At 71.1% G+C, this 23,617-nt stretch carries 24 protein-coding genes; 17 read left to right on the forward strand and 7 right to left on the reverse strand.

Features of this window, described 5'->3' with window-relative positions:
- Nucleotides 1–273: 273 nt before the first annotated feature.
- Nucleotides 274–909, reverse strand: a complete 636-nt coding sequence (locus tag VGJ24_RS06080) for a DUF2249 domain-containing protein (protein ID WP_331499614.1) — start codon at nucleotides 907–909, stop codon at nucleotides 274–276.
- Between the two features lie 45 nt (nucleotides 910–954).
- Between VGJ24_RS06080 and fdxA the strand changes: the two genes are divergently transcribed.
- The 3 genes from fdxA to VGJ24_RS06095 all read left to right on the forward strand — a co-directional run bounded on the left by fdxA (nucleotide 955) and on the right by VGJ24_RS06095 (nucleotide 2,207).
- Entirely contained in the window at nucleotides 955–1,308 is a 354-nt protein-coding gene (gene fdxA, locus VGJ24_RS06085) for a ferredoxin (protein ID WP_331499615.1), read from the forward strand.
- Nucleotides 1,305–1,970 (forward strand): helix-turn-helix transcriptional regulator, encoded by a 666-nt coding sequence (locus VGJ24_RS06090; RefSeq protein ID WP_331499616.1) that lies wholly within the window; start codon nucleotides 1,305–1,307, stop codon nucleotides 1,968–1,970. Before fdxA ends, VGJ24_RS06090 begins: the two co-directional genes overlap by 4 nt.
- An 81-nt stretch (nucleotides 1,971–2,051) precedes the next feature.
- Nucleotides 2,052–2,207, forward strand: coding sequence for a hypothetical protein (locus VGJ24_RS06095; protein WP_331499617.1), 156 nt, complete (start codon nucleotides 2,052–2,054; stop codon nucleotides 2,205–2,207).
- 13 nt (nucleotides 2,208–2,220) lie between these two features.
- Here the strand turns inward: VGJ24_RS06095 and VGJ24_RS06100 are convergent, their stop codons facing one another.
- On the reverse strand, nucleotides 2,221–2,982 hold the full coding sequence (locus VGJ24_RS06100; RefSeq protein ID WP_331499618.1) for a glucose 1-dehydrogenase: 762 nt from the start codon (nucleotides 2,980–2,982) through the stop codon (nucleotides 2,221–2,223).
- A 188-nt stretch (nucleotides 2,983–3,170) separates the two neighbouring features.
- On the opposite strand from VGJ24_RS06100, the gene VGJ24_RS06105 reads away from it, so the two are divergent.
- Both VGJ24_RS06105 and VGJ24_RS06110 read left to right on the forward strand, forming a co-directional pair.
- Nucleotides 3,171–4,874 (forward strand): sodium:solute symporter family protein, encoded by a 1,704-nt coding sequence (locus VGJ24_RS06105; protein ID WP_331499619.1) that lies wholly within the window; start codon nucleotides 3,171–3,173, stop codon nucleotides 4,872–4,874.
- A gap of 12 nt (nucleotides 4,875–4,886) precedes the next feature.
- Nucleotides 4,887–5,141 (forward strand): hypothetical protein, encoded by a 255-nt coding sequence (locus VGJ24_RS06110; RefSeq protein WP_331499620.1) that lies wholly within the window; start codon nucleotides 4,887–4,889, stop codon nucleotides 5,139–5,141.
- A 34-nt stretch (nucleotides 5,142–5,175) separates the two neighbouring features.
- Here the strand turns inward: VGJ24_RS06110 and VGJ24_RS06115 are convergent, their stop codons facing one another.
- Nucleotides 5,176–5,952: a hypothetical protein gene (locus VGJ24_RS06115; protein ID WP_331499621.1), complete on the reverse strand. Its 777-nt coding sequence runs from the start codon at nucleotides 5,950–5,952 to the stop codon at nucleotides 5,176–5,178.
- A gap of 223 nt (nucleotides 5,953–6,175) precedes the next feature.
- On the opposite strand from VGJ24_RS06115, the gene leuS reads away from it, so the two are divergent.
- The 5 genes from leuS (at nucleotide 6,176) to holA (ending at nucleotide 13,992) form a co-directional block, all read left to right on the forward strand.
- Nucleotides 6,176–8,698, forward strand: a complete 2,523-nt coding sequence (gene leuS, locus VGJ24_RS06120) for a leucine--tRNA ligase (protein ID WP_331499622.1) — start codon at nucleotides 6,176–6,178, stop codon at nucleotides 8,696–8,698.
- 9 nt (nucleotides 8,699–8,707) lie between these two features.
- Nucleotides 8,708–9,583 carry a DegV family protein gene (locus VGJ24_RS06125; protein ID WP_331499623.1) on the forward strand — a complete coding sequence of 292 codons (876 nt, stop codon included), beginning with the start codon at nucleotides 8,708–8,710 and terminating at the stop codon, nucleotides 9,581–9,583.
- 105 nt (nucleotides 9,584–9,688) lie between these two features.
- The gene (locus VGJ24_RS06130; RefSeq protein WP_331499624.1) at nucleotides 9,689–10,561 is read left to right on the forward strand and encodes a ComEA family DNA-binding protein; all 873 of its coding nucleotides are present in this window, start codon (nucleotides 9,689–9,691) and stop codon (nucleotides 10,559–10,561) included.
- A gap of 7 nt (nucleotides 10,562–10,568) precedes the next feature.
- Nucleotides 10,569–12,872 carry a ComEC/Rec2 family competence protein gene (locus VGJ24_RS06135; RefSeq protein ID WP_331499625.1) on the forward strand — a complete coding sequence of 768 codons (2,304 nt, stop codon included), beginning with the start codon at nucleotides 10,569–10,571 and terminating at the stop codon, nucleotides 12,870–12,872.
- Nucleotides 12,873–13,008: 136 nt separating this feature from the next.
- Nucleotides 13,009–13,992: a DNA polymerase III subunit delta gene (holA, locus tag VGJ24_RS06140; RefSeq protein ID WP_331499626.1), complete on the forward strand. Its 984-nt coding sequence runs from the start codon at nucleotides 13,009–13,011 to the stop codon at nucleotides 13,990–13,992.
- 2 nt (nucleotides 13,993–13,994) lie between these two features.
- On the opposite strand, the gene rpsT is transcribed toward holA, so the two are convergent.
- Nucleotides 13,995–14,255 (reverse strand): 30S ribosomal protein S20, encoded by a 261-nt coding sequence (gene rpsT, locus VGJ24_RS06145; RefSeq protein ID WP_331499627.1) that lies wholly within the window; start codon nucleotides 14,253–14,255, stop codon nucleotides 13,995–13,997.
- 132 nt (nucleotides 14,256–14,387) lie between these two features.
- Nucleotides 14,388–15,332 carry a hypothetical protein gene (locus VGJ24_RS06150; RefSeq protein WP_331499628.1) on the reverse strand — a complete coding sequence of 315 codons (945 nt, stop codon included), beginning with the start codon at nucleotides 15,330–15,332 and terminating at the stop codon, nucleotides 14,388–14,390.
- Between the two features lie 61 nt (nucleotides 15,333–15,393).
- Between VGJ24_RS06150 and VGJ24_RS06155 the strand changes: the two genes are divergently transcribed.
- Nucleotides 15,394–15,942: a maleylpyruvate isomerase family mycothiol-dependent enzyme gene (locus VGJ24_RS06155; protein ID WP_331499629.1), complete on the forward strand. Its 549-nt coding sequence runs from the start codon at nucleotides 15,394–15,396 to the stop codon at nucleotides 15,940–15,942.
- A gap of 4 nt (nucleotides 15,943–15,946) precedes the next feature.
- Here the strand turns inward: VGJ24_RS06155 and VGJ24_RS06160 are convergent, their stop codons facing one another.
- Entirely contained in the window at nucleotides 15,947–16,606 is a 660-nt protein-coding gene (locus VGJ24_RS06160) for a Crp/Fnr family transcriptional regulator (RefSeq protein ID WP_331499630.1), read from the reverse strand.
- A gap of 77 nt (nucleotides 16,607–16,683) precedes the next feature.
- Between VGJ24_RS06160 and VGJ24_RS06165 the strand changes: the two genes are divergently transcribed.
- From VGJ24_RS06165 to VGJ24_RS06185, 5 genes are all read left to right on the forward strand, one after another.
- On the forward strand, nucleotides 16,684–17,226 hold the full coding sequence (locus VGJ24_RS06165) for a GAF domain-containing protein (protein ID WP_331499631.1): 543 nt from the start codon (nucleotides 16,684–16,686) through the stop codon (nucleotides 17,224–17,226).
- Nucleotides 17,223–18,038, forward strand: coding sequence for a S8 family serine peptidase (locus VGJ24_RS06170; RefSeq protein ID WP_331499632.1), 816 nt, complete (start codon nucleotides 17,223–17,225; stop codon nucleotides 18,036–18,038). The genes VGJ24_RS06165 and VGJ24_RS06170 overlap by 4 nt, the downstream gene beginning before the upstream one ends.
- A 108-nt stretch (nucleotides 18,039–18,146) precedes the next feature.
- Nucleotides 18,147–18,362: a hypothetical protein gene (locus tag VGJ24_RS06175; protein WP_331499633.1), complete on the forward strand. Its 216-nt coding sequence runs from the start codon at nucleotides 18,147–18,149 to the stop codon at nucleotides 18,360–18,362.
- A gap of 192 nt (nucleotides 18,363–18,554) precedes the next feature.
- The gene (gene lepA / locus VGJ24_RS06180) at nucleotides 18,555–20,429 is read left to right on the forward strand and encodes a translation elongation factor 4 (protein ID WP_331499634.1); all 1,875 of its coding nucleotides are present in this window, start codon (nucleotides 18,555–18,557) and stop codon (nucleotides 20,427–20,429) included.
- Nucleotides 20,426–21,337 carry an NUDIX domain-containing protein gene (locus VGJ24_RS06185; RefSeq protein WP_331499635.1) on the forward strand — a complete coding sequence of 304 codons (912 nt, stop codon included), beginning with the start codon at nucleotides 20,426–20,428 and terminating at the stop codon, nucleotides 21,335–21,337. Before lepA ends, VGJ24_RS06185 begins: the two co-directional genes overlap by 4 nt.
- Nucleotides 21,338–21,495: 158 nt before the next feature.
- Here the strand turns inward: VGJ24_RS06185 and VGJ24_RS06190 are convergent, their stop codons facing one another.
- The gene (locus VGJ24_RS06190; RefSeq protein WP_331499636.1) at nucleotides 21,496–22,614 is read right to left on the reverse strand and encodes a winged helix DNA-binding domain-containing protein; all 1,119 of its coding nucleotides are present in this window, start codon (nucleotides 22,612–22,614) and stop codon (nucleotides 21,496–21,498) included.
- Nucleotides 22,615–22,669: 55 nt separating this feature from the next.
- On the opposite strand from VGJ24_RS06190, the gene VGJ24_RS06195 reads away from it, so the two are divergent.
- A complete protein-coding gene (locus tag VGJ24_RS06195) occupies nucleotides 22,670–23,593 on the forward strand; it encodes an aminoglycoside phosphotransferase family protein (RefSeq protein ID WP_331499638.1) in 924 nt (307 codons plus the stop codon).
- The last annotated feature ends 24 nt before the right edge of the window (nucleotides 23,594–23,617 follow it).

Below are 23,617 nucleotides of genomic sequence, written 5' to 3' on the forward strand. Positions count from 1 at the left end.
GGAGGATCCCGATCTCGCACCGGTGTTGGGTGTCCGCGAGGTCGGCGGCATGGTCGAGCAGCTCACCGCCCGACAGCTCGTCAACCTCCACCACATCCATGTGGTCACTCTGGCATGACCCACCGACAGACCGACCGCCCAGAACCCCTTCTCCACAGGCATCCGGTCACGAACAGGTCACGATCACGGTCCGCTCAAGAGACCAGGTCGCCGTACGTCCCCGCGTGGTCGGGGATCTCCACGACCTTCGTTCTGCTGGCTGCGCCGCGTCCCTCAGCCACCCGCGCGAGCGTCGGGCCGGGCGGTGGGATCGAGCACCAGCGCCTGGCGACGCCGGTGCACGGTCAGGTAACGGAGACCGTCGTCGCCGGCCCGGAACGCGCGACGTGAGCGCTTCGGGAGCCAAAGCAGCACCCCCGGCTCGAGCTCGACCGTCGTGCCCAGCTCGGTCGTCACGGTTCCGGATCCGTCGAGCACGTGCACGAGTACGTCGAGGTCCGGCCCCGCGTGCGCGTCGATCGCGCCGCCGGGCGGGACGGCCACCACGTTGGAGTCGAGGTCGCGCTCGCGGACGTCGAGCTTCCACAACGCGCCGGCCTCCTCCGGGTCTCGACCGTCGCCGTCCACGATCGAGCGGGTGTCCACGAGGACACGCGGTAGGGGTGTGGCGCTGAGCTTGCGGATCCGGATGCGGTAGTCCCGCGGCTCGCGAGACAGGTACTCCCACCCATAGCTCCCGGCATGGTCGGCCTCGAACTCGTCGCGCAGGTGCCGAGGGTCGTGGTCGTTGACGAGGACGAACGACGACCCGGTGGGCAACGAGTCGTACGCGGCGAAGATCGTGGGGTGCTTGTCGGGCTTGCGAAGCGGTCGTACGTCGAGCTCCGGCTCGGTCTGCTGGTCGGTCACGGGCCCTCCTATTATCACAACACTGACTTGTGTAAACTCTAGCCCATGACATACGTGATCGGTCAGCCCTGTGTCGACGTGCTCGACCGGGCGTGCGTCGACGAGTGTCCGGTCGACTGCATCTACGAGGGGAAGCGCAGCCTCTACATCCATCCGGACGAGTGTGTGGACTGTGGCGCCTGCGAGCCGGTCTGCCCGGTCGAGGCGATCTACTACGAGGACGATCTGCCGGGGGCGCTCGTCCCCTTCCTCGCGGACAACGCGGCGTTCTTCGCCGACACCCTCGACGGGTGCGAGACGCCGCTCGGCTCGCCCGGCGGCGCGGCGAAGCTCGGGGCGCTCGGCGTGGACACGCCCCTCGTCGCCGGGCTCCCGCCGCAGGACCCTTCGGGCGCATGACGAACGACGAGCCGCGTCGGCACCGCCGCCGTGAGGAGGTCCTCGAGGTTCTCCGCGCCGCGGGCGGGCCGCTCGGGATCGCCGAGATCGCCGAGCGGCTGGGCGTCCACGCCAACACCGTCCGGTTCCATCTCAACGCCCTGACCCGCGCCGGCCGGGTCGAAGCGGTTGCCGTCGAGCACGGACGACGGGGCCGTCCCCCGGCGGCGTACCGACCCGTCGGGCGGATGGATCCGGAAGGCCGGCGGGAGTACCAGGCCCTGGCCGCGATCCTCGGCGAGGACCTCGAGTCAGACCCGCAGGCGAGCCGCCGCGCGACCGAGATCGGGCGCCGCTGGGGAAGCCGGGTCGCCACGGAGGGGACTCCCTTGCGTACGGCGCGCGCGGCGCGCACTCGGATGCTCAGGATGCTGGACCGGCTGGGCTTCGCACCGGACCAGGCCGGCGGGCCGAGCCGGATCGAGCTGCGGAGCTGTCCGTTCCTGGAGCTCGCGCAGACCAGCACCCGGGTCGTCTGCCCGATCCATCTCGGCCTCATGCAGGGCGCGTTCGAGACCTGGCGCGCGCCGATCAAGGTCGACCGGCTCGAGGCCTTCGCCGAGCCCGACGTGTGCCTGGTCCACCTCCGACCCAGCGCCTCGACGACCGGAGCCGAGTCGTGAGCGCGGCAACGACGCCGGCGCGGGTGGGCCTCGCCGACGACTCGGCGTTCGCTCGCTGAGAGCCGCCGCTAATCTGGGGCCGTGGAGCTTCCTTCCTTTCGCATGGTGATCGGGGGCGTGCTGGTGCTGGTCACCGCCGCGGGGTTCGAGTTCGAGTGGTCGTGGCTGTTCCTGGCCGGGATGGTCCTGTTCCTGGCCTGGGTCGGCTTCATGCTGATGAGTCCCGACGAGTACTGAGCCGGTGACCGGGCTAGGTGATGGTCATCCCGCCGTCGACCGCGAGGGTCTGCCCGGTGATGTAGCCGGCGGCGTCGGAGGCGAGGAACACCACCGTCGCGGCGAGCTCGGCCGGGTGGCCGGCCCGACCCGCGGGTAGGCGCACCTGCATCGACTCGAGGTAGCCCTCGGGGTACTGGTCGGTCATCTCCGACTCGAAGAAGCCCGGCGCGAGCGCGTTGACCCGGATGCCCTTGCGGCCGGTCCACTGCTGGGCGAGGTCGCGGGTCAGTCCGATCAGGCCGGCCTTCGACGAGGCGTACGCCGCCTGGGGGAGGCCCGCGGTGGTGAGCCCGAGCACCGAGGAGATGTTGATGATCGACGACCCTCTCTGCATCACCCGGCCACAGGCCTGCGCCATCCAGTAGCAGCCGTTGAGGTTCACGTCGATCACCGACCGGAACTGTTCCGGGGTCTCGTGGGTGGCCGGGACAGCAGTGCCGACGCCGGCGTTGTTGACGAGCACGTCGACCCTGCCGAACGCCTCCATCGCCGCCCGGGCGAGCGCCGTACACGCATCCGGGTCGGAGACGTCGGTCGGCACCACCAGCGACCGTCGCCCCGTCGCCTCCACCACAGTGGCGGTCTCCGCGAGCCGGTCGACCCGGCGCGCACCGAGCACGACGTCGGCGCCCGCCTCCGCGAGCGACTGCGCGAACGCCACGCCGAGGCCCGACGACGCACCGGTCACGATCGCCACGCGACCGTCGAGCCGGAACAGGTCGAGGGAGGTCACCTGCGCATGGTAGGGGCCACCGATGACGCCGGCGCTCGTGACCTGTGTTCACCGCGCAGACGCGCGCTCTGACGCTGTCCGTGCATCGAGTCACCCCTTCGGGGGTACGTCGTTCCCGGTCCCTGACGATCTGGTCGGGACCGGGAGCAACGTGCCACACTGCCCACGGGATGACTCGGAGGTTCTCCATGCACGTCCTGGCGTCGTCGATCCTGCGCATGGATGCGAACTGGGTCGACTACCTGCTGATCGCGCTGTACTTCGTCTTCGTGCTCGGGATCGGCCTCTCGGCCCGCGCCTCGATCTCGAGCAGCATCGACTTCTTCCTCTCGGGTCGATCACTCCCCGCGTGGGTCACCGGGTTGGCGTTCATCTCCGCGAACCTCGGCGCCGTCGAGATCATGGGCATGTCCGCCAACGGAGCGCAGTACGGCATGGCGACCTTCCACTACTACTGGATCGGCGCGATCCCGGCGATGCTGTTCCTCGGCGTGGTGATGATGCCGTTCTACTACGGCTCCAAGGTCCGCTCCGTGCCGGAGTTCATGCTCCGCCGCTTCGGGCCCGAGGCACACCTGGTCAACGCGATCAGTTTCGCAGTGGCCCAGATCCTGATCGCCGGCGTGAACCTGTACCTGCTGGCCACGATCGTGAACGCCTTGCTCGGCTGGACCATCTGGGTCTCGACCGTCGCGGCCGCGATCATCGTGCTCTCCTACATCACCCTCGGCGGGCTGTCCGCGGCGATCTACAACGAGGTGCTCCAGTTCTTCGTGATCGTGGCGGCGTTGCTCCCACTGACGCTGCTGGCTCTCCACGAGGTCGGCGGCTGGAACGGTCTCAAGGACAAGATGTCGGCCGCGGGTACGAGCAACCAGCTCGACTCCTGGCCCGGTACGACGATCACGACGTACAGCTCGTCCTTCTGGTCGGTCGTCGGGATCGTCTTCGGCCTCGGCTTCGTGCTGTCCTTCGGCTACTGGACGACCAACTTCGTCGAGGTGCAGCGCGCGATGGCGTCCAAGGACATGAACTCCGCGCGGCGCGCCCCGATCATCGGGTCGTTCCCGAAGATGTTCATCCCGTTCATCATCATCATCCCGGGCATGATGGCGGCGGTCCTGATCTCCCCGCTGGCGAAGCTGAAGAGCTCGGGAGGTGCCTCCGGCGCCGGCGGCATCACCTACAACGACTCGCTGCTCCTGCTCATGAAACAGCTGCTTCCGAACGGTCTGCTCGGCGTGGCGATCGCCGGGCTGCTCGCCGCATTCATGGCGGGGATGGCGGCCAACATCTCGGCCTTCAACACGGTGATGAGCTACGACATCTGGCAGACCTACATCCAGAAGGACAAGCCGGACCGCTTCTACACCGCCTTCGGCCGCGGGGCGACCGTGGTCGCGACCGCGCTCGCGATCGGGACGTCGTACTTCGCGAGCCAGTTCCCGAACATCATGACCTACCTGCAGACCCTGTTCGGCTTCTTCAACGCGCCGCTGTTCGCGACGTTCATCCTCGGCATGTTCTGGAAGCGGATGACCGCGACCGCGGCCTGGACCGGGCTGGTCTCCGGCACCCTCGCCGCCGTCCTGGTCGCGTTCCTCTCCGAGGACGCGTTCGGCTCCGCGAGCACCGGGTTCCTGCACGTCGGCGGCCAGGGCGCCAGCTTCCTGGCGGCGGGAGCGGCGTTCATCGTCGACGTGGCCGTCAGCGTGGCAGTCACCTTTGTCACCGAATCCAAACCGGACTCGGAGCTGCGCGGGCTGGTCTACTCCGAGACTCCCAAAGAGGACCTGCACGACGAGCACGAGGACCACTGGTGGCTGGCGCCCACCAAGCTTGCGGGAGTGTCCCTGGTCATGGTCATCATCCTGAACGTGATCTTCCGGTAGGAGGCGGGTCGCATGAGCCAGAACGGCACGGAGAAGCCGAAGGTCAGTCTCTTCGACATCCGCAACATCATCGGGGCCCTGCTGGGCATCTACGGCGTGGTGCTCGTCGTGGCGTCCTTCTCGACCAGCAGCGCGGACCGGGCGAAGGTCTCCGGGGTGAACGCCAACCTGTGGGTGGGGATCGGGCTCCTCGCGTTCTCGGTCTTCTTCATCGGCTGGGCCTTCCTCCGCCCGCTCGTGGTCGACGACGGTGGCGAGGCCGACTGAAGCCCAAGTCAGGCTGAGCCCGGCTCAGCCTGGCTCAGCCCCGGGCAGCGAGGTCGGCGAGCAGCTCGTCCTGCCAGGCGAAGGTCGCGTCGGCGCGGCTCTGCAGGTCGTCGCCCTCGAGCAGGGCGGCGACCCGTTCGGCGTACCCGGGCGGGAGGTCGGTGCCCAGGTAGCGCAGCCCGAAGTCGTGGCGGGCCGGGCAGTGCCGGATCCGCAGCAGGCGTACCAGCGCGCTCACGCCGTAGCTGTGGTGGAAGGCGACCGCCTCGACCGTGTCCCCACGAGCGATCGCGCGGTTGACGAGCCACTGTGCCGTGGGACGGCGGGCGGCGGCCTGCTCGACCGCCTCCGCACGCGACCTGGTCATCTCCTCCTCGTCGTCATGGCGCAGCTCGACGAGCCCGTCGGGGTCGTGCACGACATGGGGTACGCCGTGCCGCCGCTCGTCGATGAGCCGGTGCTCGTCGGCGAGGTCCGAGACGTGCAGGTCGATGATGCGGGTCGGCCGCGACATGTCGCCGGCGTCGGGGGTGAGGGTGAGGAACGCCTGCCGGCCGTCCGGCCAGGTCGTCTCGGGAAGCTCCCAGACCTGGTACACCTCGAAGTCGCGTAGCGCGGCGTCGAGCATCCGCCGGTACGCCGCAGCCGCCGTGCCGGGCGTGGCCAGCACCTCGACGTCGAGGTCGGAGTGGTCGTCGTACCCGCCGGTGACCGCCGAGCCGCCCACGAACACGACGCGCACGTCGGGGTCGGTCTCGCCGATGCCCTTGAGCCAGGCCAGCCAGTCGTCGTACCTGCTCAGGTCGGTCATGCGCGGGAACCTAGGGGCAACCCGGGAGCGGTCGCCAGCACGTTTCGGTTACGATGGATGCATGCGGCACCGTACGAGCACCCTGCTTCTTCGACAGCCGCGCTGACGTCTCACCGTCGCGCGGCCGCCCCTCCCTGCGAGGGGCTTTTTCATGTCCCAGTGAATGTCCCAGTGGTCTGAGTGAATGTCGCAGAGAGCAGAGCGAGACGAAAGAGCGATCACCATGAGCCAGGAGCAGGCCGACACCCAGGCCGACCAGCCCGAGAGCGGTGCTGCCGCGACGTACGACATCGGGGCCACCGAGGAGAAGTGGTACCGCCGCTGGGAGGGGCTGCAGCCGTTCCGGGCGAGCGACGACGTCGTGCAGTCCGGGACGCGCGAGAAGCGGTATGCGCTGACGATGTTCCCCTACCCGTCCGGTGACCTGCACATGGGTCACGCGGAGGTGTTCGCGCTGCACGACGTGGTCGCGCGCTACTGGTGGCAGAAGGGCTACGAGGTGCTGAACCCGATGGGGTTCGACTCGTTCGGGCTGAACGCCGAGAACGCCGCCATCCAGCGCGACGAGCACCCCGCGACGTTCACCTACGCCAACATCGCCACCCAGATGGACTCCTGCAAGCGGTTCGGTGCGAGCTTCGACTGGACCCGCACCTTCAACACCAGCGACCCGGAGTACTACCGCTGGACGCAGTGGCTGTTCCTGAAGTTCTACGAGCGCGGGCTGGCGTATCGGAAGAAGAGCCCGGTCAACTGGTGTCCGAACGACCAGACCGTGCTGGCCAACGAGCAGGTCATCGACGGCCACTGCGAGCGCTGCGGGGCCGAGGTCACCAAGCGCGACCTGACGCAGTGGTACTTCAAGATCACCGACTACGCCCAGGAGCTGCTGGACTGCCTGGACGACCTGGCGCCGACGTGGCCGGAGCGCGTGATCACCGCGCAGCGCAACTGGATCGGGCGGTCCGAGGGTGCGCACGTGAGCTTCCCGGTCGAAGGGCACGACGACATCAGTGTCTACACGACCCGGCCCGACACGCTCTTCGGCGCGACGTTCATGGTGGTGGCCGCCGACGCCGCGCTGGCCGGCGAGCTGGTCACCGACGAGCAACGCTCGGCGTACGACGCGTACCTGGAGGAGGTGCGCAAGGCCAGCGACATCGACCGGCTGTCGACCGACCGGCCCAAGACCGGCGTCTTCCTGGGCGTCCATGCGACCAACCCGGCGACCGGGGCGCAGATCCCCGTGTACGCCGCGGACTACGTGCTGGCCGACTACGGCACCGGCGCGATCATGGCGGTGCCCGGCCAGGACCAGCGCGACTGGGACTTCGCGAAGGTCTTCGACCTGCCGATCGTGCGCACCGTGCAGCCGGCCGAGGGCTGGGAGGGCCCCGACAAGATGGCGTACGTCGGAGACGGCCCGGCCGTGAACTCCCACAACGACTCGGTGTCGCTGGACGGGATGGGCGTCGAGGAGGCGAAGCGGACGATCATCGACTGGCTGGAGTCCGAGGGCATCGGCACCGGCGCGGTGAACTTCCGTCTGCGCGACTGGCTGCTGTCCCGGCAGCGCTACTGGGGCGCCCCGATCCCGGTCATCCACTGCGAGAAGGACGGAGAGATCGCGGTCGCCGAGGACCAGCTGCCCGTCCTCCTGCCCGAGCTGCGGGGCCGCGACCTGACCCCGAAGGGGGTCTCGCCGCTGGCCGCCGCCGAGGAGTGGGTGAACGTCGAGTGCCCGCGCTGCGGGGGCCCGGCCAAGCGCGACAGCGACACGATGGACACCTTCGTGGACTCGTCGTGGTACTTCCTGCGCTACTGCTCGCCGCACGACCACACCCAGGCGTTCGACGTCGAGCTGGCCAACCTGTGGGGGCCGTGCGACATCTACATCGGCGGCGTCGAGCACGCCGTACTGCACCTGCTGTACGCGCGGTTCTTCACCAAGGTGCTGGCCGACATGGGTCTGCTGGAGTTCCGCGAGCCGTTCTCGGCACAGCTGAACCAGGGAATCGTCATCAACCAAGGCGCCAAGATGTCGAAGTCCAAGGGCAATGGCGTCAGATTGGGGGAGCAACTATCGGCGTACGGCGTGGATGCGGTACGGCTGACCCTGGTCTTCGCGGGGCCCCCGGAGGACGACATCGACTGGGCCGACATGTCGCCCAGTGGGTCGCTGCGCTTCCTGCAGCGCGCGTGGCGGCTGAGCGGTGACGTGACCTCGAGCGCCGTCGCGGACCCGGCGTGGGGTGACGTCGCGCTGCGCAAGGTCACCCACAGGACGCTGCACGAGGCCGAGCAGCTGGTCGAGGCGCACCGGTTCAACGTCATGGTCGCGCGGACCATGGAGCTGGTGAACGCGACTCGCAAGGCGATCGACTCGGGCCCGGGTCCGGACGACCCGGCGGTACGCGAGGCCGCGGAGGCGGTCGCGATCATGCTGTCGCTGGTGGCGCCGTACACGGCGGAGGAGATGTGGGAGCGGCTGGGTCACGAGCCCTCGATCGCGCGTGCCGGCTGGCCTGCCGTCGACGACGTACTGCTGGTCGAGGACTCCGTCACCGCGGTCGTCCAGGTGCAGGGCAAGGTGCGGGCGCGGCTGGACGTGCCGCCGACGATCAGCGACTCCGACCTGGAGGCCGCGGCGATGGCCGACCCCGCCGTCGTCCGGGCGATCGACGGGTCGCCCGTGCGTCGGGTGATCGTGCGCGCACCGAGGCTGGTCAACATCGTCGTCGGCTAACGTTCCGCCATGTCCGGCACCGCGGTGGTCGTCACCGACTCGACGGCCTCGCTGCCGCCGGAGGTGGCCGAGGACCGCGGCATCGTGGTGGTACCGCTCCAGGTCGTGATCGGGGCGACCGTCTACGACGAGGGCCCGGACGGTGCGACGCCCGAGATGGTCGCCGAGGCACTGCGGGGATTCCGTCCGGTGAGCACGTCGCGGCCGTCTCCGACGTACCTCACGGAGGTCTACGCGAAGGCGGCGCAGGACGGCGCGACCGAGATCCTGTCGATCCACCTGTCGGCGGAGATGAGTGGCACCTACGAGTCCGCCCAGCTGGCCGCGCGCGACGCGCCCGTGCCGGTGACCGTCGTCGACTCGCGTCAGGTCGGCGTCGCGACGGGGTACGCCGCGCTGAGTGCGGCCGACGTCCTCGACGCCGGCGGCTCCGTGGCCGACGCGGCGGCGGCCGCGCGAGCACGTGCGGCTACGGCGACGGCGTTGTTCTACGTGGACACCCTGGAGTACCTCCGGCGTGGGGGACGGATCGGCGCCGCGGCGGCGCTGCTGGGCGGTGCCCTGTCGATGAAGCCGCTGCTGCGGATCGACGAGGGCCGGGTCGTGAACCTCGACCGGGTGCGCACCTCGGCCCGGGCGCTCAGCCGGCTGGAGGACCTGATCGTCGAGGCCGCGGGTGACCGGCCGATCGAGCTCTGCGTCTCCCACCTGGCCAACCCCGACCGGGCGGGTGAGCTCGCCGGACGGCTGGCCGAGCGGCTCGCCACGGACCTGGAGGGGCGCGAGGTGTGGTGCGGCGAGCTGGGCGCGGTGCTCGGCGCGCACGTCGGACCCGGGATGGTCGCCGCGTGCGTGGCTCCTCTGCTCGAGACGTCGAGGCGATAGGTCCCGCACCGGTCATCGTCCACAGGATCCGGTCGGGCGAGCACCGTCCACAGGGTCGACGACGAGCGGATCGGCGCGACGGTCCGCGCTCCTAGCGTCACCGTCATGCGCAGCCGATCCCTCGCCGCTCAGCACGACGCCGCTGTGGCTCGCCGGCTCGAGCTGCTCACGACCGAGCTCGCCACGGTGCGGGTGGTCGGTGACCTGTCGGAGCCCGCGGTGGAGACCGCTGGGCGGCTCGATGACGAGGTCGGTCCGGCGCCGTCGGTGGCTCGGCTCCCGGGGCGGCACGCGTCGCGACGTACGCCGTCGACCTGGGTGCTGGGCCTGCCCGACGTGCTACGCGGGCGGGTGGCCCTGGGCTCCGGGCAGCTCGCGGTCGTCGCGGTCCTCGCCGTCGTGGGCCTCGCCCTCACCTGCTGGTGGCTGGTCCGCAGCGGCGGGCACGAGCTGGCGGCGCCGAGCGCCCCCACCACGCCCCGGAACGCGCTGGCGACGCCGGACGGCTCGTCGACCGGCGGCCCCGGGGCGGCGAAGGCGAGCGCGGGGACGGGGAAGGTCGTCGTGGACGTCGCCGGCAAGGTCCGGCGACCAGGCATCGCGGTGCTTCGTCAGGGCGCCCGGGTCATCGACGCCGTGCGGGCGGCCGGGGGCGCACGCCCGGGGGTCGACCTGGCCGGGCTCAACCTCGCGAGGGTGCTCACCGACGGTGAGCAGGTCGTGGTCGGCCAGGCGGCCGCTCCGGTCGTGTCCGGGTCCGCCTCGGCCGGTGGCTCGCCGGTCGGCACGTTGGTGAACATCAACACCGCCGACGAGACGGCGCTGGAGTCGCTGCCAGAGGTCGGCCCGGTCACCGCGCAGTCGATCATCACCTGGCGCACCCAGCACGGCGGATTCACGTCGGTCGACCAGCTGCTCGACGTCGACGGCATCGGCGACGCCACCTTGGCCAAGCTCACGCCCTACGTGACGATCTGAGGTCCGCGTGCGACGCCCACTGCCCGACCTGCGGACGGTGTTCCTCGCGGTCTTCGGCTGGGCCGGCGCGCTGGCCGGCGCCGGTCATGGCCCCGTCCTGCCGATGGCGTCGGGGTGTGTCCTGGCGCTCGTGGCGGCGGCCCTCGCCCGCTGGCGCAGCCACGGTGCCGCCCTGGCGCTGCTCGCCGGCCTGGTCGTGTACGCCGCGGTGGCCACGGCCGCGGGAGTGCGTCACGAGCGAGTCACCGACAACCCGCTGACCCGGCTCGCCGAGACCCGGGCCGAGGCGACGCTCACCGGCACAGTCGTCGACGACCCGCGGAGGATCCAGGGGCGGTTCGCCCCGGAGGTGCTGGTGCGGCTCCAGGTCGGACAGGTGAGTGCGGAGGGTCGCCTGATCGGGCTGCGCGAGCCGGTGCTCGTCTTCGGGCGGGAGTCCTGGCTCGACGTGCCGTTGGGGGCGACGGTGCGGCTGACCGGTCACCTGGACGTCGCGTCCGGAGGCGACGTGGCCGCAGTGGTCTCGACGTCGGAGACGCCGAACATCCAGGCTGCTCCCGATCCGTGGTGGCGCGCGTCCGGTCGCGTGCGGGCAGCGCTCCGCGAGTCGGTGGCCGAACTGCCTCCGGACACTCGGGTGCTGGTGCCGGCCCTGGTCGACGGCGACGACGCCGGGCTCGATCCGGCCCTGGCCGACGACTTCCGCACGACCGGGCTCACCCACCTGCTCGCGGTGTCGGGCACCAACCTCACGCTGGTCGTCGGCTTCGCGCTGGTCGTGGCGCGCTGGTTGCACGTGCGTGGCCGATGGCTGTACCTCGTCGGTGCCGGAGGGATCCTCGGGTTCGTCCTGCTGGCGCGGGCCGAGCCGAGCGTGCTCCGGGCCGCGGCGATGGGCTCGGTGGCTCTGCTCGGGATGGGCGCGAACGGCGCTGACCGCGGCACGCGCGCGCTCGGCGTGGCCACGATCGTCCTGCTGCTCGTCGACCCGGCCCTGGCGTCGGCGGTCGGTTTCGGACTCTCCGTGCTCGCCACCGCCGGGATCCTGCTCCTCGCTCCGGCCTGGCGCGACGCGCTCGCGGTCTGGCTGCCGCGTTGGGTGGCGGAGGCGGTGGCGGTGCCCGCCGCGGCCCAGCTGGCGTGTACACCCCTGATCGCCGCGATCGCCGGTCAGGTGAGCCTGGTCGCCGTCGCGGCCAACCTGCTCGCGGCGCCCGCCGTCGGCCCGGCCACCGTGCTCGGACTCGTCGGCGGGCTGGTGACCCTGGTGTGGCCGACGGCCGGGCGGCTCGTCGGTGTCGGCGCGGGCTGGTGCGTCGCGTGGATCGTGGAGGTGGCCGAGCGCGGTGCCGCTCTGCCCACCGCGGCGGTGTCGTGGGGGAGTGGCCCGGTGGCGTTGACCCTGCTGACCGGGCTCTGTGTGGCGATCGTGCTGCTGGCGCCGCGGCTGCTGGGCCGACGCTCGACGGGGCTGGCCTGCTGCGGGCTGATGGTGGTCTCGGTCGTGGTCCGGGTGCCGACCCCCTGGTGGCCACCCGACGAGTGGCTGATGGTGGCCTGCGACGTGGGCCAGGGCGACGGTCTCGTGCTCAACACCGGGCTTCCGCACACCGCGGTCGTCGTCGACGCGGGTCCGGACGCGCGACCGATGGACCGGTGCCTCGACGGCCTGGGCATCGGACGGGTGCCCTTGGTGGTGCTGACGCACTTCCACGCCGACCACGTGAACGGCCTGCCGGGGGTCCTCGACGGCCGTCAGGTCGGGACCGTGTGGGTGACCCGGCTGCAGGACCCGCCCGAGGGCGTCTCACTGGTGCGTGAGACGACGACGCGGGCCGGGCTACGCACCGAGCAGGCGCCGTACGCCGAGACCCGCCGCATCGGCGACATCACGCTCGAGCCGATCTGGCCGCTGCCCGACTCGCCGACGGTCGGACCGGGCGACGGCAGCACCGCCAACAACGCGAGCGTGGTGATGCTGGCGCAGATCCGGGGCGTCACCTTCTTCCTCGGTGGCGACATCGAGCCCGAAGGTCAGGAGCGCCTGGCCTCGGCGCTGCCCGGCCTCCACGTCGACGTCCTCAAGGTGCCCCACCACGGGAGCCGGTACCAGGACATGCCGTTCCTGCAGTCCCTCCAGGCCCGTCTCGCCGTGATCTCGGTGGGTGCGGACAACGACTACGGACACCCAGCGCCCGCGACCGTCGCGGGGTTGTCCGCGACCGGAGAGCGGGTGCTGCGCACCGATCAGGACGGAAGTGTCGCGGTGGTCGAGCGTGGCGGAAGGCTGGGAGCCGTGACCCTGCGGTGAGCGGGCCCAGATCCCGGCCAGGACCTCGTGCGCCGCCCGGCGCCCACGGTCGGCGTTCGGTCGGGCCACCGGCTCCTCGGCACGGCGCCGGGCCACGGGTCGCGGAGGTGTCGGTCCGGTGTGCGAGGCTTCGGCCATGCGAGGACCGACGCCCGCCGACGTGCTCGGTCGCGTCACCTTGGTGACCGGCAAGGAGGAGTTCCTCTCCGAGCGCACGGTGTCCGGGGTCCGGGACGCCGTACGCCGCCACGACCGCGAGGCCGAGCTCTCCGAGACGCAGGCCGCCGGGCTGACCGCCGCCGCTCTCGGCGAGCTCGCGGCGCCCTCGTTGTTCTCGTCCACCCGCTGCGTGGTGGTGGTCGGGCTGGAGAACCTGCCGGACGAGTCGGTCGACGGCCTGCTCGACTACGCGGCCTCCCCCGTGGAGGACGTCGCCGTGGTGCTCGTGCACGGCGGCGGGCAGAAGGGTTCGGGCGTGGTCACCAAGCTGCGCAAGCTCGACGCGGTCACCGAGGTGAAGTCCGAGGAGCTCCGCTCCTCGGAGTACCCCGGGTTCGTGACCGCGGAGGCACGAGCCCACGGCGCAGACATCGATCCCGACGCGGCGACCGCGCTCGTGCAGTCGGTGGGCCAGGACCTGCGCTCCCTCTCGGCGGCCACGGACCAGCTGGCCAACGACTTCCCCGGCGAGACCCTGACCGAGGAGAAGGTGAAGCGGTACTTCGGGGGTCGGGCCGAGGCGAAGTCGTTCGCCGTGGCCGACGCGGCGTTCTGGGGGAGGCGGCGACCCGCGCTCGAGGAGCTCCGCTGGGCGCTCGACGGCGGTACGGCGCCGGTCCTGGTCACGTCCGCGTTCGCCGGTTCGGCCCGCGGGATCGCCCGCTACCTCTCAGCGCCGCGCGCGATGCGCGAGGCCGACCTGGCGCGTGAGGTGGGGGTGCCGCCCTGGAAGGTGCGCACCATCCGCGACCAGTCGCGAGGCTGGTCCGAGGCCGCCATCGCCCGGGCGATCCGGACGATCGCCCAGGCCGACGCCGACATCAAGGGGGCCGCCAGCGACGCGTCGTACACCCTGGAACGGATGGTGCTGACCGTCACCGGGCTCCGCGACCGGTCCTGAGGTCAGAGGGACGCGGCGCGCTTCATGATGGCCGACTTGCGGTTCGCGGCCTGGTTCTTGTGGATGACGCCCTTGGAGACGGCCTTGTCCAGCTTGCGCGCGGCGACGCGGCTCGCCTCGACGGCTGCGTCGGTGTCGCCGGAGTCCGCGGCCTCGCGGAACTTGCGGACGAGGGTCTTCAGCTCGGACTTCACAGCCTTGTTGCGCTGATGACGCTTCTCGTTCTGCTTGTTCCGCTTGATCTGGGACTTGATGTTCGCCACTGATAAGGCCTTCGGTCGGTGGGTTCGGGGTGGAACAGACGGTGGAGGCGCAGGCCCGAGCGGCCGCACACGCGAGGCACAAAGTTACCAGCGGGCCGCTGACCTGCCCAAATTCAGAGGCGGACCACGCGCTCAGCTCTCCCAGCCACGACGCTCGCTGAGCCAACCCCACACCACCTCGCCCTGCCAGCGCTGTGCGTTTCGGATGTGCGGTGAGGTCGGCGGCACCGGCTGGTCGGCGGAGCTGAGGAAGTACCCGCAGATCAGGGCCAGGACCCGGTCGACGTGGTCGGGCGGTACGTCGCGGAGCAGCCGGCGCTGCGCGATCACGGCCTCGACGTCGAGCCCGTCTCCGCGTGGACCCAGCAGCATGAACAGCGAGTCCAGCCACGCCGCCCCGACGACCGGCCAGTTCCAGTCGCAGAACAGGGCACGTCCGTCGGTGGTCAGCAGCACGTTGTCGTCACGCACGTCGACATGCACGACGGTGCTCCCGCCCATGACTTCGGCGAAGCCTGCCGCGAGTGCGGCGGCCTCGTCGGCGTGCGGGAGCTCGTGGCGCTCACGCACGGTGTCCCAGAACGCCGGCCAGGTCGCGAACTCCCGGGTGACCGGATCCAGCCCGAGGGCTTCCGGTGCCGGGGTCAGCTCCTCGGCAACGATCTCCAGCGCGTCGAGGCAGGGGTCGAGGTCGTCTGTCCGCCACGGGCGCCTCGGCGCTCGCGCCTCGACGTACTCCAGCCCGAGCAGCACCCAGTCGTCGTCGACCAACCAGAGCAATCGCGGTGCCGGGACGGTCTCCGGGAGCGCACTCAGCTTGCGGGCCTCCTCGCGGTACGCGTCGGCGAACATCCGCTGGGCCACGGTCGACGCGGCCTTCACGAAGTGCCGCGACCCGTCCGCACAGATGAGCACCGACGCGAACCCCGGCGTGAACCCGCCCCCCTGAGAGACGGCCTCGACCACGTCCGACCCGCAGTGCTGCTCGATCAGCGCGCGCACCCCGGGTGGCAGGTGTGCCCACTCGAGGCGGCGGGCGGTCCGGCCGTGCGGGATGGTCGTCGGGGTGCGGGCCACCGCGCCATCCTCACCCAGCCACGACGTACGATGCGACCGGGGTCCGGCGTACGGTGAACGGATGACGAACCGCGACGACGAGCTCGCCGTGCTGGCCCGTGGTCTGGACCAGGCCACCGCGCTGCTCGGCTCGGTGAGCGACGACGACCTGGGCACCGCGACGCCCTGCGACGACTGGACGACCGCCGAGCTGGTCGACCACCTGGTCGCCGCACCGGCGAAGTTCGCCCAGATGGTGCGCGGCGAGGACGTCGACTGGGGGGCGCCGACACCGCACGTCGGCGCCGAGCGCGCGGACGTGTTCAGCTCGGCCGCCGACGACCTCCTTGGTGCCTGGCGGGACGTCGCGGACGGCGAGGCACCGATGGGTCCCGACTGGCAGACCGCCGAGATCGCCGTCCATTCCTATGACCTCGCCGCAGCACTGGCCCGCCCCACCTCGGACCTCGACGCAGAGGTCGCCGACCGTGGGTTGGCGTTCATGCGGGCCAATCTCACGCCGGAGAACCGCGGGCCGGTCTTCGAGCCGGAGCAGCAGCCGCCCGAGGACGCGGACGCCTATCAGCGCATCGCGGCCTTCGCCGGCAGGACCGTCACACCGGCTCGATGATCGCTCAGCCGGTGAGCCGGGCCAGCCGTGCGGGATCGTGGACGAGGATCCGGCCGCGACGCACCTCGATCAGGCCTTCGTCGACGAGGCGACGGAGCGCCTGGTTGACCGAGGGACGCGCGCCGCCGACGAGCTGGCTCAGCTCGTCCTGGGTCAGCGGGACGATCACGTCGCCGGAGGCCGTCGCGTAGATGTCCGCGAGCGCGCACAGCCGACGTACGACGCGACGCTCGAGGCTGTCATACATCGCCTCCACGACCTGCGCGGAGAGCTCGTCGACCCTCCGGGCCAGGATGCCGGACACCAGCTGTTCGAGCCGGGGGTTGCGCTCGCACAGATCGCGGAACACGGTGGCCGGAATGCTGAGCGTGCGGACCGACTCGAGCGCCACGATGCTCGCCGTACGTCGGGGGTCGGCGCGGCCGAGCAGCGAGACCTCGCCGAAGTGGTCGTCGGGCCCGAGGATGTTGACGATGGCGGACTCGCCTGCGGGCGTCGTGACCCGCACCGCGGCCCGCCCGCCGAGCATGATGTGGAAGGAGTCCGCGACGTCTCCATCCTGCACGAGCACGTCGCGGCGTGCATAGGTGTTGACCTTGCCGGCCTGGAGCAGGAGCTTCGCGTCGGCGTCGGGCAAGGACTGGAGCACCTTCGGCACCTTCACGCGGTCAGTCAACCAGCCACCCGCTGCTGAGGCGTTCGTGAGCCCCCATGGCCGACCGTGGTCGGTACGGTTCCGGCATGACCTCCGCTCCCGACGTCGACGTCGCCCTCGGTCGCTGCGTGGAGGCCACCCGTGCCTTGTTCGGCGCGGCCGCCTGCTCCATCGCCCTCGTGCACGACGACGGCGCGACGCTGGAGTTCGTCGCCGCCGACGGCGCGGGGGCCGACGAGATCGTCGGGGTGACCATCCCGGTCAGCCGTGGCATCGCGGGCTGGGCGGCCATGTCCGGCCAGCCGATCGCCGTCCGCGACGTCCACGCCGACCCCCGCTTCGCCCGCGACGTCGCCGAGTCGACCCACTACGTACCGACCGCCATCTACGCCGCGCCGATGCTCGACGCCGAGGGTGAGGTCCTCGGGGTCGCGTCGGTGCTCGACCCGGTCGTCGACGAGACCAGCGACTGGACGCTGAACGTGCTCGGGACCATCGCCGGGCTGATGGCCCTGGTCACCACGGCCTCCGCCGGCGCCGACCCGTCCGCCCCGCCCCTCGCCCGTCTCGGGAGCGACGTCCTGCGACTGGTCGCGTCGTGGCAGGCAGAGCCGGGACGGGCGGAGTGAGCACCAGCCCGGCGTGGTCGGGCGCCTTCGATCGCGGCTCGCTCGAGGAGGTCGTCCGGCTCCCGATCGACCACGTCCGCGAGTGGGCCTTCGGTGGAGTCACCGGCGCGGGGGTCAAGGTCGCGGTGGTCGACAGCGGCGTCGACGCCGACCACCCGCGCGTCGCGGGCGTCGCGGGGGGTGTTGCGTTCGAGCTCGACCCTTCCGTCGACCTCGGGTACATCGAGCGCGTCGGGCCGCACGACGACCTGGTCGGCCATGGGACGGCGTGCGCGGCCATCATCAGGTCCTTGGCGCCCGAGGCGGAGATCTACTCGGTCCGGGTGCTCGGGGCCAACCTCAAGGGGCGCGGTGCCCTGTTGCACGCCGGCGTCGAGTGGTGCGTCGAGCGCGGCATGCACGTCGTCAACCTCTCCTTGTCCAGCAAGTCCGAGACGATGTTCGGGCCGCTCCATGAGGTCGCGGACGATGCCTACTTCGCCGGCACCGTGCTGGTCTGCGCCGCGAACAACCTGCCCGGTCCGACGTACCCCTCGCAGTACGCGTCGGTCGTCTCGGTCGCCGCCCGGCCCGGGGACGAGGCGATGGCGCTCGCCTACAACCCCCATCCTCCCGTGGAGTTCGGTGCCCGCGGGATCGACGTCGACGTTGCCTGGGCCGACAGGGGGTCGATCACCGCGACCGGGAACAGCTTCGCCGCCCCCCACGTGACCGGGATGGTGGCGTTGATGCGCAGCAAGCACCCGTGGCTGACCCCGCTCCAGGTCAAGGCGGTGCTCCAGGCCGCCAGCGCCAACACCGTCACGCGCTGACGCCCGGATCTCCGCGTTGTGTCAGCGGGCTGACAGACGATCCGGCGCTCCCAGGGCAGAGTGTGATCATCACGGCCATTGGGGCCGGGGGGACAAGGGAGAAGCGCCATGAGCGAGCAGGGCACCGAGTTCGACCCGCCGATCAACCAAGACGACGACGTCGAGGGTCACCGCCACCACCAGGTCGAGGGTCCCGACGACGACGACGTCGAGGGCCACCGCCACCACCAGGTCGAGGGCTCCGACGACGACGACGTCGAGGGCCACGTCCAGCCGCCGCGCGGTGACGACACCGACCACGTGCACAGCATCAACCGGGAGTGAGGCTTCCGCCGACCGGCCGCGGGGACCGGGAGGCGGGATCACGGGGACAACGGGGGGACGACCGCAGCGTGGAGGCCCGGGACAGGGCCTCCCCGCTGCGGTTGTCGTCGTGGTCGGCGAATCCGGGTCGACGGGTGACGCGTGGAAGAATCGGCACGACCGAACCCGCCCGATTCCTGTCGAAGGTCTGCCGTGCCCATCCCGTCCGTGCCCGTGCCGGGTCGTACCGACCCCGCGGCCATCCGGAACTTCTGCATCATCGCCCACATCGACCACGGCAAGTCGACGCTGGCCGACCGGATGCTGCAGCTGACCGGCGTCGTGGACGAGCGCAGCGCGCGGGCCCAGTACCTCGACCGGATGGACATCGAGCGCGAGCGCGGCATCACCATCAAGAGCCAGGCCGTCCGGATGCCCTGGACGATCCAGGCCGGCAACGAGCAGGGCGCGAAGCCCGGCACCTACGTGCTCAACATGATCGACACCCCTGGGCACGTCGACTTCACCTACGAGGTCTCTCGGTCGCTGGCGGCGTGCGAGGCCGCCGTGCTCCTCGTCGACGCCGCCCAGGGCATCGAGGCGCAGACCCTCGCCAACCTCTATCTCGCGCTGGGCGCCGACCTCCACGTCATCCCGGTGCTCAACAAGATCGACCTGCCCAGCGCCGACCCCGAGAAGTACGCCGAGGAGCTCGCCCACATCATCGGCTGCGACCCCGCCGAAGTGTTCCGCGTCAGCGCCAAGACCGGCGAGGGCGTCTCCGCCGTCCTCAACGAGATCGTCAAGCAGACCCCACCGCCGGTCGGTGACGCGGACGCACCGCCGCGGGCCCTGATCTTCGACTCCGTCTACGACACCTACCGCGGGGTCGTGACCTACGTCCGGGTGATGGACGGCAGGCTCAGCCACCGCGACCGGATCAAGATGATGTCGACCGGCGCGGTCCACGAGATGCTCGAGGTCGGCGTGATCAGCCCCGAGCCGGTCAAGGCCGGCGACCTCGGGGTCGGCGAGGTCGGCTATCTGATCACCGGCGTGAAGGACGTCCGCCAGTCGCGGGTCGGGGACACGGTCACCAGTCAGCACCACGGCGCGACCACGGCGCTCGGTGGGTACCAGCACCCCAACCCGATGGTCTTCGCCGGGCTGTACCCGATCGACGGCGACGACTACCCGGACCTCCGTGAGGCTCTCGACAAGCTCCAGCTCAACGACGCGGCGCTCAGCTACGAGCCCGAGACCTCCGGCGCACTCGGCTTCGGCTTTCGCTGCGGCTTCCTGGGCCTGTTGCACATGGACATCGTCCGAGAGCGGCTCGAGCGCGAGTCCGACCTCGACCTGATCTCGACGGCGCCCAACGTCGTCTACGAGGTGGCGATGGAGGACGGCACCGTCCACACGGTCACCAACCCCAGCGAGTACCCCGACGGGAAGATCGCCGAGGTCCGCGAGCCGGTCGTGCGCGCCACCATCCTCGCCCCGAGCGACTACATCGGCACGATCATGGAGCTCTGCCAGACCAAGCGCGGCTCCCTGTTGGGTATGGACTACCTGTCCGCCGACCGGGTCGAGATGCGTTACACGCTGCCCATGGGCGAGATCGTGTTCGACTTCTTCGACCAGCTGAAGTCACGCACCAAGGGCTACGCGTCGCTCGACTACGAGCTCTCCGGCGAGCAGGCGGCCGACCTGGTGAAGGTCGACATCCTGCTCCAGGGCGAGCCCGTCGACGCGTTCTCGGCGATCGTGCACCGCGAGGCGGCGTACTCCTATGGCGTGATGCTGGCCGGGAAGCTCAAGGAGCTGATCCCTCGGCAGCAGTTCGAGGTGCCGATCCAGGCCGCGATCGGTGCCCGGGTGATCGCCCGCGAGAACATCCGCGCGCTCCGCAAGGACGTGCTCGCCAAGTGCTACGGCGGTGACATCACCCGCAAGCGCAAGCTGCTGGAGAAGCAGAAGGAGGGCAAGAAGCGCATGAAGATGGTCGGCCGGGTCGAGGTGCCCCAGGAGGCGTTCATCGCCGCCCTCTCCACCGGTGCCACGGGGGAGAAGCCGGCCAAGAGGTGACTCCCAGGGTTCCGCTCGGAGATCCCACGCCGCGCGGCGTCGCCGTGGTCGTCCGCGGCGCCAAGGTACTGGTGATCGCCCGCCGCCTCGACGGCCGCGAGTACGCCGTGCTGCCCGGCGACGGCATCGAGGCGGGCGAGTCCGCGGCTGATGCCGCGGTCCGCGAGCTGGCCGAGGAATGCTCGCTGTGCGGCACCGTGGTGCGACACCTGTTCGACGGCGACCACGGCGGCCGGCGCGCGTCGTACGTCCTGGTCGACGTCCCCGAGGGCGAGCCGGTGGTGGGCGGACCCGAGGCCGAGGAGCAGTCGGACGACAACCACTTCCAGCCGCTCTGGGCGACGGCCGGCGAGCTGCCGCTGCTCGGCCTGCTTCCCGACGGCATCGCCGACCTGGTCGTGGACGAGGCATGGCCGCTACGCGTCGCGGAGTGCGGCCCCGACGACTGGCCCGTCGTCGAGCGGCTCTGGCAGCTCTACCAGCACGACCTCTCGGAGTTCCGGCACAGCTCGCCCGACCCGGACGGCCTCTTCCAAGCGCGACGTCTCCCGGGGTACGTCGAGGGTGACGACTCCGTGGGCTACCTCGCCCGGCTCGGCGACGTGCCATGCGGCTTCGCGCTGGTGCATGGCATCACCCGCGAGTCGCGGCTGATGGGCGAGTTCTTCGTCAGCCGGTCCGCGCGCGGGCGCGGAGTCGCGGGAGACTTCGCGCGCGAGGTGTTCGTGCACTACCCGGGTGGTTGGGCGATCCCGTTCCAGAACGAGAACCCGCGGGCGGCGTCGTTCTGGCGACGGCTCGCCTCCGAGGTGCTGGTCGACGTCTCGGAGAAGACCTTCGCCGTCCCCGGCAAGCCCCATCTCCCACCCGATGTCTGGCTGAGCGGGACGCAACCATCCCCGGCATGACCGCGTCCCACCGGGAACATCTACCAAGGGGGGACCTTCGATGAGGCCTGCCGCTGCCGCAGCCCTGGAGGGTGCGGATCTGGAAGAGCGGGACCACGCACCGCGTCCTGCACCGGTCGGTGGCGACGGCGTACTTCGTCGGGACGCACGCCTGAGGTTCAGCCGCGACTGACGGTCACCGACGCGAGGTCGATGTCGAGCGCGCCTGCGAGCGCGGAGGCCGGCTCGTCGAGCTCGGCCTTCCGTGGCTTCCGTGAGCCGGCGAACGACGAGATCGCGAGCGTCTTGTCGCGACCGGTGCCCTCGATCCGCCAGGAGCCGCCGATCCGCCCGTCGACGAGCACCGGCGCCAGCATCAAGCCGTTGTTGCGCAGCCACAGCAGCTCGTGGTCGGCGGGGGAGACGAAGCGGTCGCGGGCCTTCGGGTCGTAGCCGCACAGGACCGCGTCGAACTCCGGGAGAAGTCGGACGCCTGGCTGCTCGCTCGGTGGCGGCGGGTCGGCGACGTCGGCGTACGGCTGACCCCCCGGCCCGTCGCGCCAGCTGAGGTCCAGCTGACCGAGCAGGTCGTCGACCTGGCGCAGCCCCAGCCCCGACCACCAGGCGACGTCGCGCCGGCTCGCCGGGCCGTACGACGTGATGTGGAGCCGGACCGCCTCCAGCAGCGGGTCGTCGGGAACAGCCCGCTCGGGCAGCACGGCGGTGGCCGCGCGGTATCCCGGCGCGCCCTGACCCGACCAGGCACCCTTCAACGGACGGCGCAGCAGGCCGCCGTGCCCGAACGTGAGGTAGCGACCAAGGCCGCGGTCGATCAGCTCGGGTGTCGCCTCGTCGTGCGCTTGCATCCAGCCGCGCAGGTGCTCGAGGAGCTCGTCGGGCGAGCGCCACTCCTCGTCGGCGAAGGCCTCCGTCGCCCGCCAGAGGTCCTCCACCTCGGTGTGCTGGAGCTGGAGGTGGCGCACCCAGATCGCGCGCTGGGCGACGCGGGTGACGGCGTCGAGGAGGGCATGGTGCGCCGACGTCGAGGTGTGGACCGTGCCCCGGATCGAGCTCCCACGCACGATCGCGTGGCACTCGTACGCCTCGGTCACGGCGGCGTGGGTGACGCCCGGGAGGCGCGCCCCCAGAGCGACGTACGGCGAGCGTGCGGTCTGGGACTGGATCGGACCCATCCGGCGGACAGTCTCGGCCACGCTGCCCACGCCGCGAGAGCCCACGTCGGGGAACTGCCGGGCCAGGCTCAGCCCCCGCAGCTCGTCCCAGTCGTACGCCGTCACGGCACCACCGTAGGGGGGCGCACCGACGCGACGGGCGCGTGCCACGATGACGCGCATGCCCCTCCGCCTGCCCGCCGGCCTCGACGAGCAGCGCGAGCTCGGGCCGGACTGGGCCGGCTGGCTGGACTCCCTGCCGCGCCTCCTCACCGACGTGCTGGAGGAGTGGGGTCTGGCGCGGGACGGCGAGGACCTGTGGCACGGGTTCTGCTCGTTGGTGGCGCCGGTCGTCACCGAGGACGGCGAGCCGGCGGTGCTCAAGATCAGCTTCGACGGCGACACCGAGTCGCTGCACGAGGGGCTCGTGCTGCAGCACTACCAGGGAGACGGCGTCGTCCGCCTGCTGCGCGCCGATCCGAACCGTCGCGCCCTGCTGCTCGAACGGCTCCATCGGCGCGACCTCACCGAGCTGTGGGACATCGAGGCGTGCCAGGTCGTGGCGGGGCTGTACCCGCGGCTCCACCGGCCGGCACTGCCGCAGCTGGCGCCGGTCACGTCGTACGTCGAGCGTTGGCTGGACGACCTTGCCGCGCAGCCGCGCGACATCCCGATCCCGCACCGGATGGTGGAGCAGGCGCTGGCGCTCGGGCGTGACTTCGTGGCCGATCCGGCAAGTGTCGGCAGGATCATCCACGGCGACCTCCACTACGAGAACGTCCTGGCCGCCGACCGCGAGCCGTGGTTGGTGATCGACCCGAAGCCGATGTCGGGCGACCCCCACTACGAGCTGGCGCCGATGCTCTGGAACCGGTACGACGAGCTGGCCGGCGACGTGCGCGAGGGGCTGCGGCGGAGGTTCCACACGCTGGTCGACGCCGCCGGGCTGGGGGAGGAGCGTGCGCGCGACTGGGTCGTCGTACGGATGGTCCTGAACGCCAACTGGTCGATCCAGGACGCCCAGCGTGCCGGGCGCCCCCTCGACGACGAGGAACGGGAGTGGATCACCCGATGCGTGGCCATCAGCAAGGCGGTCCAGGACTGAGGGCCCTCCGCTCACTAGAGTGAC

Origin of the sequence: Nocardioides sp. (assembly GCF_036493135.1) — a bacterium.
In the GTDB taxonomy this organism is placed as follows: domain Bacteria; phylum Actinomycetota; class Actinomycetes; order Propionibacteriales; family Nocardioidaceae; genus Nocardioides.